The 13,706-nt window shown below is 33.6% G+C and carries 15 protein-coding genes; 9 read left to right on the forward strand and 6 right to left on the reverse strand.

Annotated elements, in window-relative coordinates; genetic code table 11:
* The first annotated feature begins 16 nt into the window (after positions 1 to 16).
* The 9 genes from citC (at position 17) to DYH56_RS00370 (ending at position 7,448) form a co-directional block, all read left to right on the forward strand.
* Positions 17 to 1,072 (forward strand): [citrate (pro-3S)-lyase] ligase, encoded by a 1,056-nt coding sequence (gene citC / locus DYH56_RS00330; protein ID WP_114640853.1) that lies wholly within the window; start codon positions 17 to 19, stop codon positions 1,070 to 1,072.
* 5 nt (positions 1,073 to 1,077) lie between these two features.
* On the forward strand, positions 1,078 to 1,599 hold the full coding sequence (citX, locus tag DYH56_RS00335) for a citrate lyase holo-[acyl-carrier protein] synthase (RefSeq protein ID WP_114640854.1): 522 nt from the start codon (positions 1,078 to 1,080) through the stop codon (positions 1,597 to 1,599).
* Positions 1,600 to 1,634: 35 nt separating this feature from the next.
* Positions 1,635 to 2,489 carry a triphosphoribosyl-dephospho-CoA synthase CitG gene (gene citG / locus DYH56_RS00340; protein WP_114640855.1) on the forward strand — a complete coding sequence of 285 codons (855 nt, stop codon included), beginning with the start codon at positions 1,635 to 1,637 and terminating at the stop codon, positions 2,487 to 2,489.
* 309 nt (positions 2,490 to 2,798) lie between these two features.
* Positions 2,799 to 3,521, forward strand: coding sequence for a tRNA threonylcarbamoyladenosine dehydratase (locus DYH56_RS00345; RefSeq protein ID WP_114640856.1), 723 nt, complete (start codon positions 2,799 to 2,801; stop codon positions 3,519 to 3,521).
* On the forward strand, positions 3,522 to 4,022 hold the full coding sequence (locus DYH56_RS00350) for a flavodoxin (protein WP_114640857.1): 501 nt from the start codon (positions 3,522 to 3,524) through the stop codon (positions 4,020 to 4,022). It begins immediately after the preceding gene.
* Positions 4,023 to 4,161: 139 nt separating this feature from the next.
* Entirely contained in the window at positions 4,162 to 4,368 is a 207-nt protein-coding gene (locus tag DYH56_RS00355; RefSeq protein WP_114640858.1) for a hypothetical protein, read from the forward strand.
* A gap of 155 nt (positions 4,369 to 4,523) precedes the next feature.
* Positions 4,524 to 5,300 (forward strand): MBL fold metallo-hydrolase, encoded by a 777-nt coding sequence (locus DYH56_RS00360; protein ID WP_114640859.1) that lies wholly within the window; start codon positions 4,524 to 4,526, stop codon positions 5,298 to 5,300.
* Positions 5,301 to 6,319: 1,019 nt separating this feature from the next.
* Complete coding sequence (locus tag DYH56_RS00365) at positions 6,320 to 6,904, forward strand: uracil-DNA glycosylase (protein WP_114640860.1); 585 nt, start codon at positions 6,320 to 6,322, stop codon at positions 6,902 to 6,904.
* On the forward strand, positions 6,897 to 7,448 hold the full coding sequence (locus DYH56_RS00370) for a 5-formyltetrahydrofolate cyclo-ligase (protein ID WP_114640861.1): 552 nt from the start codon (positions 6,897 to 6,899) through the stop codon (positions 7,446 to 7,448). The genes DYH56_RS00365 and DYH56_RS00370 overlap by 8 nt, the downstream gene beginning before the upstream one ends.
* Before the next feature lie 32 nt (positions 7,449 to 7,480).
* Here the strand turns inward: DYH56_RS00370 and DYH56_RS00375 are convergent, their stop codons facing one another.
* The 6 genes from DYH56_RS00375 to DYH56_RS00400 all read right to left on the reverse strand — a co-directional run bounded on the left by DYH56_RS00375 (position 7,481) and on the right by DYH56_RS00400 (position 13,460).
* Entirely contained in the window at positions 7,481 to 8,383 is a 903-nt protein-coding gene (locus DYH56_RS00375) for a fimbrial biogenesis chaperone (protein ID WP_147269575.1), read from the reverse strand.
* A gap of 12 nt (positions 8,384 to 8,395) precedes the next feature.
* Positions 8,396 to 10,981 carry a hypothetical protein gene (locus DYH56_RS00380; protein ID WP_158538993.1) on the reverse strand — a complete coding sequence of 862 codons (2,586 nt, stop codon included), beginning with the start codon at positions 10,979 to 10,981 and terminating at the stop codon, positions 8,396 to 8,398.
* A gap of 164 nt (positions 10,982 to 11,145) precedes the next feature.
* Positions 11,146 to 11,502 carry a hypothetical protein gene (locus tag DYH56_RS00385; RefSeq protein ID WP_114640864.1) on the reverse strand — a complete coding sequence of 119 codons (357 nt, stop codon included), beginning with the start codon at positions 11,500 to 11,502 and terminating at the stop codon, positions 11,146 to 11,148.
* A gap of 180 nt (positions 11,503 to 11,682) precedes the next feature.
* On the reverse strand, positions 11,683 to 12,306 hold the full coding sequence (locus DYH56_RS00390; protein WP_114640865.1) for a hypothetical protein: 624 nt from the start codon (positions 12,304 to 12,306) through the stop codon (positions 11,683 to 11,685).
* Between the two features lie 256 nt (positions 12,307 to 12,562).
* Positions 12,563 to 12,826 (reverse strand): ArsR/SmtB family transcription factor, encoded by a 264-nt coding sequence (locus DYH56_RS00395; protein WP_158538994.1) that lies wholly within the window; start codon positions 12,824 to 12,826, stop codon positions 12,563 to 12,565.
* A gap of 10 nt (positions 12,827 to 12,836) precedes the next feature.
* A complete protein-coding gene (locus DYH56_RS00400; RefSeq protein ID WP_114640867.1) occupies positions 12,837 to 13,460 on the reverse strand; it encodes an MBL fold metallo-hydrolase in 624 nt (207 codons plus the stop codon).
* Positions 13,461 to 13,706: the final 246 nt, after the last annotated feature.

Below are 13,706 nucleotides of genomic sequence, written 5' to 3' on the forward strand. Positions count from 1 at the left end.
AAAAGGGGTTTTTATTATGAATTATATTGTTGAAAAGTTACATCTGACCAATGCAGAAGAGGTCAATGAAGTAAGATCATTTTTAGCTGCATTTCAATTAGACTATGAAAAAGATATCGATTATACCGTTGTTATCAGAGATTCCAATAAAATTATTGCTACCTGTTCAAAAGCTAAAGATGTTTTAAAAGGATTTGCTGTGGATAATTCACTGCATGGTGAAGGTATTACAAACCTCCTCATCAAAGCTATCCAGGACAGACTATTTCAAGAGGGAATTTTTCATTCCTTTATCTTTACAAAACCTGCCTATGAAACTACTTTTAAATCATTCGGTTATAAGGTTATAGCCAGTGTTGAAGAGGTTACCTTATTAGAGTACGGATTTAACGATATCCATAAAAGTTTGGCTACTATGAAAAATTTATACAATATCGACACCACCACTCCTAAAACAGCACTGGTTATGAATTGCAATCCTTTTACCTTGGGACATCGATATCTTATTGAGCAAGCAAGCTTAAAATCAGAGGAGGTTCTCATATTTATAGTTGAAGAAGATAAATCACTTTTTCCATTTATAGACAGATATCACATGGTAAAAGATGGAGTGGCAGATCTAAAAAATGTCACAGTTATTCCTGGTGGGAAATATATCATCTCCTCCGCTACCTTCCCTGCATATTTCCTGAGGGAAGAAACTAAGGTTTTAAGTGCATACACAAAGTTAGATGCTACTGTTTTTTCAGAATATTTTTGTAAACAGTTTAATATAACTAAAAGGATGCTGGGAGAGGAACCCTATTGTCCTGTCACAAGAAATTATAATGAGTCATTGGTGAATGTCCTGGAAAATCATGGGGTAGAGGTAGAAATTATTCCCAGAAAACGGATCTCTACACCTGAAAATTATATAAGTGCTTCTAAAGTGAGAAACCTTATAAAAAAAGAGGGCAGAGAAGCCTTGGAACATCTGTCAGATTTCATTCCAGCAGTAACACTAAATTATTTAAGATCGGAGGAGGGTAAGGAAGTAATTAAGAAAATTATAAATTCTAATACTCCCCATTAATCATTATGATAAACCCAATGGATATCTTAGATGCCAGAGAAAATCGCGCTTATTTACAGGAGGAATTAATAAAAAAGTTTAACCTTCCCCTCCTTGTAATCCGGGCTAACTACCCGGGAATAGATAAAAATAATGAAGTAACTAAATATATTATAGAAATAATGTATGAGACAATATTATCCTATATTTCCCCTATTAATATAAAAAAAATAGATTCCTTTGAAGGGATTGTCTACCTTTTAAGTATTGATACTTCTCCTGCTGTGTTAAAAAAGAGTGCAGTGGATATGGAAACTACCCACCCCTTGGGAAGACTGGTAGATATCGATATCTTAGACCTGAATAATCATACTTTGAGCCGTACCGACCTGGGATCTCCTCCCAGAAGGTGCTTTATTTGTTCCAGCCCGGCCCATAACTGTGTAAGAAGTAAAAAACATAGTTTAGAGGAAATTTTGAAACATATAGAAAATAAGGTTTCAGATTATAAAAATTTAACTGCAGATCACACAGACAGATACAAATAAAAAAGCAGCGTGACGCTGCACCCAAGGAGTTAAAAATGTATAACGACATAATATTTAAATTAGGTGAATTCGCCACTGAAGCTATGATCTATGAGGTCTCTTGTTTCCCTTCCTTTGGTTTGGTTTCCCCTGTATCTTCTGGAAGTCATACAGATATGGATTATTTTACCTTCATAGACAGCACCACTGCCCTAAACAGGTATTTTTTAGAAATGGCTTCTGCTGGATATTCCAACGACCCTATTAATGAGATATTTTCCAATGCCAGGAAAATCGGTGAAAAAGCTGAGAAAGCCATGTACATTAAAACTAAGGGGGTAAACACACACAAAGGGATGATCTTTGTTTTAGGTCTGGGGATCACTGCCAGCAGCAAAATTTTATATGATGGTGGAGATTTTAACGAGATCTCTAAGCTGATAAAAGATATGACCACTGGTATAGTAGAGAGTGAACTGAAAAACCTGAATACTAAAACTGACCTTACCCATGGGGAGAAAATTTTTTTAGAATATGGAATCAGCGGGGTTCGTGGAGAAGCTGAGATGGGATTCCCCATAGTCTTCGACTATGCCTTAGGCCTCTATGATTCTACCAAGGAATTAGGACAAAATAATCGTTTAGTCCAGGCGCTTTTAGGAATTATGAGCCGGTGTAAAGATACTACCATCCTTCATAGGCATGATTATGAGACCCTCCTAAATTTACAAAAAAACTCTGAAAATTTAATAAGTTTAGGAGGATTTAATAATTTAGATAACCTTTCTGAAATTAATAATTTAAATTATCACAATGAAAAACACGGTATTAGTCCCGGAGGGTGTGCAGACCTGCTGGCTTTAACTGTTTTTCTCAGTAAACTAAAGGAGTCATTTTTTCCTCTTAAATAAAATAAATAAATTTAAGTTGCAATTATTAAAAAAAATTAATATAATGACTTAAGAAATAAATATTCTTTCCCTAGTAATAATCTTATTTCTTGTTTGGACTCCCACAATATTTTTCTTCCCTAGTTAAATTATTGTAATATGGTGAGTCCAAACTAAAAAAAAACCATACTTTTCAGTGTGGTTTTTTTGTTTATTTATTTATTTTTTAAATTCTTGATTAAAAAAATCAAATATTATATAATTGTTTATAATCAAAATACCTTATTTTTGTATCTAACTGAAAAAAGGTTTTAAAAGGAGTAATATGAAATGAAACAATTTAGTAGGCAGTCTCTCCTAATTGGAGAGGAAAATACAAAAAAATTAATAAATTCTTCGGTAATCGTCTTCGGATTAGGTGGTGTCGGTGGATTTACCATAGAAGGATTAAGCCGTGCAGGTATCGGAACTATAACCTTGGTTGATTTTGATACTGTGGATATCACCAATTTAAACAGACAGCTTATAGCCACACACAGCACTGTTGGAGAAGAAAAAACAAAGTTATTTAAAGATCGTATCCTGGATATAAATCCTAATGCTGTAGTTAATATCCATAACCTCAGGGTTACACCTGAAAATGCAAAAACTTTATTTGATCATATTAAATATGATTATATTGTAGATGCCATAGATACAGTTTCTGCTAAATTAGCTTTAATTGAGATCAGTAAAGATAGAAATATCCCTATAATCTCTTCTATGGGATTTGGAAATAAATTGGACCCCACAACTATACAAATTTCAGATATCAGTAAAACCAGTGTCTGTCCTTTGGCTCGTACTATAAGACAGGAGCTGAAAAAAAGAAGGATAAAAAAAGTTAAAACAGTTTTTTCTACAGAGATTGCCATAAAGCCTAAGAATCCAGATGGTTCCAGGGAAAAAGCTGTCAATGTAGGGAGTGTCTCCTTTGTTCCTTCAGTAGCAGGGCTTATTATAGCCGGAGAAGTAATTAAAGATCTAATAAAAATTAAACAGGAGTTGATATAGATGAAAAAAATAGGATTATTTTATGGAACTACCGGTGGAAGAACTACTGGTGTAGTTGATGAATTTGATTTCAACCTAAGAGATGACGTTGAAATATTTGATGTAGCCAATGGAATCGAGAAAATAAAAGAATTTGAAAACTTAATCTTAGTTACACCTAGTTATGGATTTGGTGAATTGGAAGCTCACTGGGAAGCTGTCATAGAGGACTTTAAAAAAATTGATCTTAGTGGCAAAACTTTAGCTCTTGTAGGTTTAGGAAGCCAGACTACATTTGGAGAATCATTTGTGGGAGCTTTAGAAGTTTTATATAAGATTATCATTAAAAATGGCGGTAAGGTTATTGGATTAACTTCTACAGATGGATATCATTTTGAAGAATGTGAAGCTATAGTTGAAGGTAAATTTATGGGATTAGTTTTAGATGAAGAAAATCAAGATGACATGACTCCTGACAGGATCTATGAATGGCTTGAAGTTATTAAATCAGAATTTAACTAAAAAAATTAGGGAGGAAAAAATTCCTCCCTTTTTTTTACCTCGAACCCCTATCTCAATTTAAAGATAATTTTTATTGACAAATAAAGGTCATGCAGTTATAATGGTTATATATAAATAAAGATAACCAGGAGGAGTTTTTATGAAAGTTTCATCAAGGAAGAATAAATGGGTATTTGAATTTGACACTATCTCTATCGTCTGTGGTATTACTAAAGTTAATAATATATACACAGTCTTATTCGAACTGAATGACAAGATTATAAAAATAAATACCAGCGACCTGGATAAAACTTTTTTATCTCTAGAAGAATCTTTCAACTCCAACACTATCTCAAATTACAGATAATCTATAAAAACAGCTTTATGGATTTTTGGCGGCTATAAGCCGCCTTTTTTTATTTCAAATTTATGATATAATATAGGGAATATAAAATCATCAATTTGAAAAGATAGCACTATTGTAAAAAAAATTATTAGATAACTTAATTTGAAAGGAAATTTATGAAAGTATCAATACTAGGGAGCGGAAGTTCTGGAAATTCTATTTTTGTCGAGGTAGATAAGGTTAAAATTTTAATCGATGCTGGATTTAGCGGTAAAAAAATAAAGGAAAAATTAGAAGTTATAGGAGAAGATATCAATGATATTCAGGCACTCCTCATAACCCACGAACACGGAGATCATGTTTTAGGAGCTGGAATTATCTCCAGGAAATATAAGCTGCCTATCTATATAACCAAGGAAAGTTATAATGCCTGTCAGCATAAATTAGGAAAAATAGAACCTTCGAATCTAAATTTTATAGATGGGAAGTTTTATTTAGATAATATATCAATAACCCCATTTGATGTTATGCACGATGCAGAGAGAACTATTGGCTTTTCCGTGGAATACATGGAAAAGAAACTTACCTTGGCTACAGACATAGGGCATATAACCAATATTGTGCGGGAGCAGTTTAAAGGCTCTCAAATTGCCATTATTGAGTGTAACTACGACTATAATATGCTTATGAATTGTGATTACCCTTGGGATCTAAAATCACGTGTCAAGGGGCGAAATGGGCATCTCTGCAATGAGGACACTGCAAAATTTTTGACTGAGTTATATCATGAAGACTTAGAAAAAGTTTATTTGGTTCATGTGAGTAATGACAGTAATTGCTATGATCTGGCTTATAATACTGTGGAATTTGAACTGATAAAAAATGATATAAATATCGATCTTGAAATTGTGAGGCAAAATACCGTTACACCTATATATAAATCTAAAAAATAACCACCAATGGTACCAAAGAGATACAATTTTAAAAAAAATAAGAAGAATAGAACACGGATGTATAAATACATACACGGAAGAAACTTTGATGATCGCAGGATATGATGATAAATTCGTGTAATTTGTGACAAAAAAGATAAAAAAATTATATCAGCGATAATCAGAGCTATTATCAGATTTGATCCGCGTGCTATAGATTAGTGTAAATTGGTGGCAAAAAAGTCAGATTCTAGTCAGTGTCAAAGAAAGAAGGTTCTAAAGATTCCATCTTTAATACGGGTCTGTTTCGATTCACGAATATTAAAATTAGATGTAAATAGATCTAATTTTAAATGTGATTGACACAAGAAATAGACGAAAGAAAGTCAAGAAGGTTTATACCCGCAAGGGGCATCACCAAAATACTAGTAGTTTACTCTGTAAACATAGACTTTTGAGAAAATTGTCTTAGTGAGTAAGTCACGATCGTCATTGTAGGAAAAGTACTGCTGAAGCTCAACGACTATAAACTTCAGATTTTAAACCAAGAAAAATATTATCTCTTAGTGAGCTCTCTAGCTTTTCCTTTGTGAGCTTAGTGTAAAGGTTTTGGTTTTAATAATCAGAGCTATGATCAAATTTGATCCGTGTGCTATGGTTTAGATATTTTTTAGTGTAAATATGTGTAATTTGTGCCAAAGAAGGTTCTAAAGGTTTCGCCTTTAATACGAGTCACTTTTTCTCTGTAGCAAAAAAAAGTAACCAAAAAGTGCTAGAAGTTTACAATTGTCTTAGCTAAGTAAGTCACAATCGTTGTTGTAGAAACAGTACAGCTGAAGTTGGACGACTATAAACTTCATTTTTATAATCTAAAGAAAAGTCAGAACTTAGTCTACAGGAATGCTGACATTGTAACTTCATAACAACCTCATGCAACTGACTAAGTTCAACTACAGAGTTATATTCATAACTCTAAGTTTCAGTTATGCGTCAAAGAAAGAAGGTTATAACTAAGAAAAATGAAAAGATAGGAGGAAAATATGAAAATTAACAATTTATGGGAAGAACTCAATTTTGAGATAAATACCTGTAAGGTTTTTAAAAAAAGCGAAAAAGACAGTAAAGTATTGTTAGGAGGGGGAAATAGAAATTCTAACCTTTTATTTATAGGGGATGATCCCAGTCTTTTTGAGGATGAAAACCTGAGAGTTGCTCCTAACAGCAGCGGTGCATTTTTTAAAAATCTATATGAATTGGTCGATCTGCCACCTGAGGAATTTTATCTTACCAATATTGTAAAATGCAGTTTGCGATTAAAGGACCTTTCCCAGGAGGAGAAGAAGATCTATGCAGATGTTTTGGATATGCAGATTGCCCTTCTAAATCCTAAAGTAATAGTTACCCTGGGTCAGGAAGTCAGCCGGTTTTTACTGAGGGATAATACATTAAAAATTTCTGAAATTCGTGGAAAAACCTATGATTGGGATGGGGGAATCAAGGTAAATCCTATCTATGATCCTAATTTTTTAATCAGAAACAGTGACAAAAAAAAGGGCAGCCCAAAATGGCTCACTTGGAAAGATATGGAGGAGATCAAAAAATTCATGGAAAATACCCATGGATAAAAAACAAATAAGATCTGAAGTTTTAAAAAAAAGAAATAACCTCTCTAAGGAATTCATAAAAAAATATTCTGAAGAAGTTTTTAATATACTTATAAATTCTTCCATCTATGCAGATGCTCACGTTATCATGTCCTATATGAGTTTTGGAGGAGAGATCGACACTAATTTTATAAACAACCATATTTTAAAAAGTGGAAAGACTCTAATCCTTCCAAAAATGATGGAAGATGGCGGGTTGGCAGGAGTTATCTATGATGATTCTAAAAAATTTAATGATGATAATTCATTTAAAATCAAAGAGATAGACGGGACTCATGCAGATATTAAAAAAATAGATCTGATTATCATTCCGGGATTAGCCTTTGATCTAAATGGCAGCCGTATAGGATTCGGGAAGGGGTACTATGATAAATTTTTAGAAAATTATTCCGGCCTTATCGTAGCCCCCCACTACGACTTTCAACTATATGAAAACATTCCCTCTGAATCCCACGATAAAAAAATAAATTATTTACTGGGAGGCTCTCTAAAAATTGTTAAATAAAAAAACTCAAGGATGTCCTTGAGTTTTTTTACTTAACTTTCCTTTTTTCCTTCGATTTCAACTTTTTCTTTTTCCAGCTTTTTAGCTTCCACTTCTGCTTTCTTTTTTTCTTCCAACTCTTTTAGATATTTTTCTGCACTTATTTTTTTTATGGAAATAAGTTTTTCCCCTAGTTTAAATTCATCGTATTCCTCCTCTCCTTCCTTTACTTCCTTACTTCCCTTTGGAATTCTATAATAATATTCTACCTTCATCTTATTGGCACCCTTTGAAATCTTATTTAACTCTGTAATAGAATCTAAATAATTCTCTCTCATAGCCTTTCCCACCAATAAATCTTCTGTTTTTAATTTTTTCATATTTTCATAATAGGTTACCTTATAAACAACATCCAAGGCTGTTGTTCCTGTATTTGTTATCTTAGATACAAAATATGCCTTTTCCTTATCGGTAACAACCTGAAAGTCCTCAAAAATCCCCCCATACTCTAATTTACCCCTATAACCATATACTGTGGAAACCAGTATATGAATTATATCTATATTAACTCCTGCCTTACTCTCATCTTTTTCACTATTATCATATTTTTTTACCGGCAATTCTTCAAATACCAGATGGCTTCTATACTCTCCATCCACCAGACCCTGAGGAGGTCTGGCAGCCATCCTAATTGTTTTTTTACTATTGGGTTTAAGATAAACCAGCTTAGGATATACTATGATCCAGTCTCCCATATAGAGATCCTTGGTCTTCTGATCTTCAGGTCTCTGGGAATAAATTTTTATTTTTTTTAATTTATTGGTATCATTCCTCAGATAAATTTTCTGGGTTCCAGGTCTGTTTAAACTGACTTTTTGAACTTGAGGACCTACCTGGAAATTAGCATACAGCATTGAAATCATCAATAAGTATATGGATACTATTATTCTTTTCATCATTAACACCACCTATTCCTTTTCATAAGAGATAACTTTAAAGTTATAATCTTCATAATAACTTCCATATTTGTCCAGCTTAACATTTAATTTCTTAGTTTTTTCTTCGAAATTTAAACGTCCTTCTCCCCTGTAGTCCATCTCTAAGATATATTCTCCCGGGAGAACCTTATCCAGCATATAGAACCCCTCCGGTTCCACTCTTTGTTCCATAACTGTCTTTCCATCCAGAGTCTTCAACTGGATATAAAGCTGGGATATTATTGGAAAATGCTTTACCCCGTCCACTCCAGCTCCGCGGAACTCTAAATTCCCCATTATAACAGAAATTTGCTGAACCGGGATATCCATATGCCCTCCGGTTGCCGGATATAATTTCACATATTTTTTCTCATTGGCTGCTTCTAACATAGGATCTAACGTCTCTATATTAACCTCAAAATCCTTCACTTCATAGGAGCTGATATCATCTATAAAATACACTCCATCTGTTCCTGTTACTCCCTTTTTCCTTCCAACCTTTACCTCTACGCCTTCTAAGAGAACTTCCCCCTCATCAAATTGATCATTATTATTGTCATCCATAAATACTTTTCCTTCCATCCAGGACCTGCTTGGAGATGGATTAGAATTACTTGTAAATGGTTTTTCCAGGATAATAGTTTTTTCCACATCTACACCAACACTATAATCAGTTTCATCATCATCATGAGTTAAATCACCTATAACTTCTAGCCAGTTAAACACCTTATACCTCACTTCTAAACCTGCTTCATATTCATTTTCACTATTATACTTTACAAAAACACCTGCCTTTATTTTATTATTTTCTGCTGTTTTGAGGGCTACTTTCAGGTCTGTTTCATCCTCAAAATCTTGAAAATCAGAATTTATTTGGAGGATAAAATTCAAACTGGTATCATAAATTTTGATATCACTGTTGGAATAATTATAATATAATCTGCTCTTTCCATAGTCTTCTGAAAAAGGATAAGTAACTCCTAATTCATGGGTGGTATTATCTTTATTCCTATAAATCCCCGTACTACCGTATTCCTCAACTTCTCCAAATTTATCTAAGTTATCATATTTGAGATTGTATCCCCAATGCTTATTTATAACCCCTCTCCAATCGACAATATACCTGTTTTCATAACCTTCTAAAAAAGCTATGAAATCACTGTACATATACCCTTCCAGGGAAAGTACATTCCCGCCAAATCTTTGTCTTATCTTCCCTATATGGTTATACCTGTTTTCGGTATCATACTCTATATCATAGATCTCTGAGAACTCAAAATATGTGGGATATTTTACCGCTCCGGTTGTATAATATAAATTCAATCCCGCCAGTTCTGTAGGATAATTATAGATGGTTTGTCCTTCCCTATTCTCTGTAAGATCATTTATATATTCAGCCCCTATGGTTAAATTATTGGTCAATCCATAGGCGATCTTAATATTTCCTTCCACTTCTTTTTCTTCCAGATCAACTTTTTCTCCTTCCTCCTCACCGTTTATCTCCCTGTAGGTACCTATCAAAAGACCGTAATCTACTTCACCTTTTTTCAGAATCTTATCTCCACTCATCATAGAGACCTGCCTTATCTCTATGGAACCGTCAAAATGATATATCTTTATGGTATATATATCATTATAATTCTGGATATTAATATTTTCAAATATATAGGACCCGTCTTCTCCTACCCGGGTAAATTTATATAAGGAGCCGTTTCTGTATAATTCCACATTTGAATTAAAAGGCGCAAATCCTCTGATGGTGGTCTGCCCTATTTCTATATCCCCGACGCCATTCCACTCCTGAACAGCTAATCCTGTTAACCTTTTTGATCCCAGGAATTCATAGGTCTGCATATAGACATCCCCCACAATTATACTCTTTTCATCTATAATCTCATTGTATGTTAAGGCTGTATACCCCAGATAAGCATCCGGATGGATAAATCCCGTGGTGGTAAAATCCCCGTACAGCATGTGGGTATCATACCTTACCGATACAGTCCCCTCATCCTCCTCTAAGTTATAATTAGTGTATCTAGGACGTAAAACTCCCGGGGTAAACAATTTCCTCTCCTGGGAATATACATCTTCCTCCTCTATCTCTTCCTTCCCCTCAGCCCCCAATTCTTTGAGTTTTTTTTCCTGCTCCAGATAGATCTCATAGGGAGTTTTAAATTTGGTTTTTATCTTCATGAGATATGTCTCTGTATTCCAATTATATTCTTTCAGTTCAAAAACCCGGGACAGGTCCGTTCCCCTTATGTATACATCCTCTTCTCCTGTGATATATTTAGTATCTCCATAATAAAACTTGTAATCTCTTTCTCCCATCCTCCCGTAAATCATCTTTTTTTCCCTGTCTATCTTCATCCCCCTGGACATAGTTAGAGCAAATAAGTTCATCACCCCTATATAGGGTTCCTCCATCTCATAATCCATATATATGGGGAAAAATGAATATTTGATTTTTTTATTTACATCTATCTCTATATACCCCTCCTCATAATTCCCTTTAAATTCCTCCCCAAAGGAAATCATAGAGAATAATAATAAAAATATAATTATTTTTTTTTTCATCATCATATCCCCCCAAAAACAGCTTTCAGCCGGATTAACACACCACTAAGGTCAATTTTTTGAAACCGCTAATGACTACAATTTTCCTTTTCAAAGTCGTTTAAAGTCTGTGTCGAAATTTCTTGATCTTAATTTTCTATTTTCGTCTGACAACTATTTTTTCCCTAGTCCAGATACCTAACCACTATAGATAAATTATCTGTCAGGGTTTCATGTGCACTTATATTATTTAACTCTAGTTTTATATCTAACCTAAATTTCCCATTTCCATTGCCATCTAGTTTTATCATTTTCTCCCTGGGTCGGATAGTCATCTTATTCCCATCCAGATCATAAGTTTCAGGAACTATTATCTCCACCATTTTTCCTGACTTCCCCTCTACATAAACCCCTACATCGGTTAAGGAAACACTCCTGTCTCCTTCGACTACTACCCCAAAATCAAATGGATCTACACTGGAAATTTCCAGGGAAAAACTAAAACTCATCACCAGGAAAAACATTAAAATTAACTTTTTCATCTTATACACCCCCAAAATAACATCTATAATATTCATTTATAAGATACTGGATATTTTTTTATTTTCCTTTAAAAAAAAAATAAACTCGACTTGTATAAAATTTAACATCAATAATTATTTTTCTACCTGTATATAAAATAAGCAGGCCGAAGCCTGCTTATTATTTTTAGCTAATTAATCTTATTGATATTGAGCTATGGCAAATATAGTACCAGATTTCAATCCAGGGGTAGTTAATTTTTTAAAGTATGCGTCTATTTCTATTTCTTTTACTCCTAAACCTAAATATACAAATCTTCCTGCAACTTCTACACCTGCACCTAAATTACGTGTTTGTGTATAAGTGAATAATCCGTGATCCTTAATTGTTACTTTACCAGGAAGGTCGAATACTGGACCATGGAAGCTGAATACAACTGTTGCTAAACCTTGACCGGCAACTCTGAATCCGATATCACCAATTTGTAATTCATCACCTACAACTGCTTCAGTATACAAGTAGTCTACTTCAGAATCAATTCTAATAGGTCTAAGTACATTAAGATAAACCTTAGTCATTGCTGTATCTGTCCAGCCAGGACCTTTGTCTCTGAATATATTGACAGCTCTGTTATTGTGTATTGCATTATCACCAGTAGTTATATCTCTATAAGCGTTAAATCCTCCTGCGTGTCCTGCTTCTGCATTAAGTTTAATACTTGGACCGTACAAAGCATCAGGTCCATTTAGAGAGATTCCTGCAGATACTGCAAATGCAGTTGATCCTATTGCTAAAATAGCAGCTAATAATAATAATTTTTTCATTTTTCCCACCTCCGAAATTAAAAAAACGATAAGTTTTTAACTTCAGTATTTTCCATTGATGTTCTCTTGCTTTACATATTAATTGTTCCCCAACCACAGTAAAAAATCGAACAGATAACTCCCCTTCTATTCACTTTGAAACTCAAAGTAAATGTTTGATTTAGTTAGTTAAAGTGAATATTTCTATAAGGATATTCAAAAAAAATTTAAACTTTTTCAAAAAAAAATGACTTTCTACTGAAAGTCATTTTTTCTGCTATATATTTAATGCTTTTAAAATATCTTTTATACTTTCCTCTGAAACTTTATAGCAGACTTTTTTCCCGTTCTTCCTGGAACTTACTATCCCTGAATTCCTGAGGTGTGCCAGGTGCTGGGAAGCACTGGACTGGGAGACATTCAAAAGATCTTCCAAATTTCCTACACAAATTTCATCTCTAAGTGTTAATTCCCTCAATATCCCTAATCTTATTGGATTAGACATCATCTTAAGCAGTAAGGTTGCTCTTTCTATAGTCATCTTTCCCCCTCTAAATAATTCCATTTCTCGTCAAATTATTTTTTTCTTCCCCAATGGTAGTCATCCCTGAATGTCCGTTATATACCCTTGTTTCGGCCGGCAGAGTATCGCATAATTTTTTCAGGCTGGCAAATAAGCTTTTCCCATCACTGGTTGGCAGATCATACCTTCCATAACTTCCCTTAAACATAGTGTCTCCTACGATTACTATCCCTGATTCCTTATGGAAAAAACATTTCCCGCCTCTGGTATGCCCCGGAGTATCTATTACTACAAATTCATCTATAGTATCTCCATCCTTTACTGTTTTATAACTGTCTTCATATTTAAAATCTATCTTAGCTAAATAATCCGAAAGACTTAGGGCAGAATTTGTTAAAAACTCCTCCTCTTCCTTTCCTATATATACCTCTATATCAGGATAGATCTCTTTTAATTTTAATAATCCAGCAATATGGTCATAGTGCCCATGGGTAAAAACAACTTTTTTTAGAGTTAAATTGTTCTCCTCTATAAAAGTTTCTAATCCCGATAAGTTTGCTCCGCCGCAATCAAATAAAACAGCCTCTTTGTCCTTCCAAACTAAAAAACTATTTGTTGGCATCATTCCAAGTTTAAATTCCTTTATATTCATCTTTTATCTCCTATTTTCATCAATAAATTTTATTTTTTCTATATTATACACCCTGTTCAACCGGCAGCCTGTAATATAGTTATATTTGAATACTTGTAAAAAGATTAACATAAATTTTGTCAAATAACAACCGATTTTTATGTAAGTTATATTAAAAAAATAAGGATTGTGAATTTTATATCTCTTATATATAAAAATAAATGAGCCCGGAGGCCCATTTATTATTATCACCTTAGCAAACTGTAA

This window comes from Psychrilyobacter piezotolerans (assembly GCF_003391055.1).
Taxonomy (GTDB): domain Bacteria; phylum Fusobacteriota; class Fusobacteriia; order Fusobacteriales; family Fusobacteriaceae; genus Psychrilyobacter; species Psychrilyobacter piezotolerans.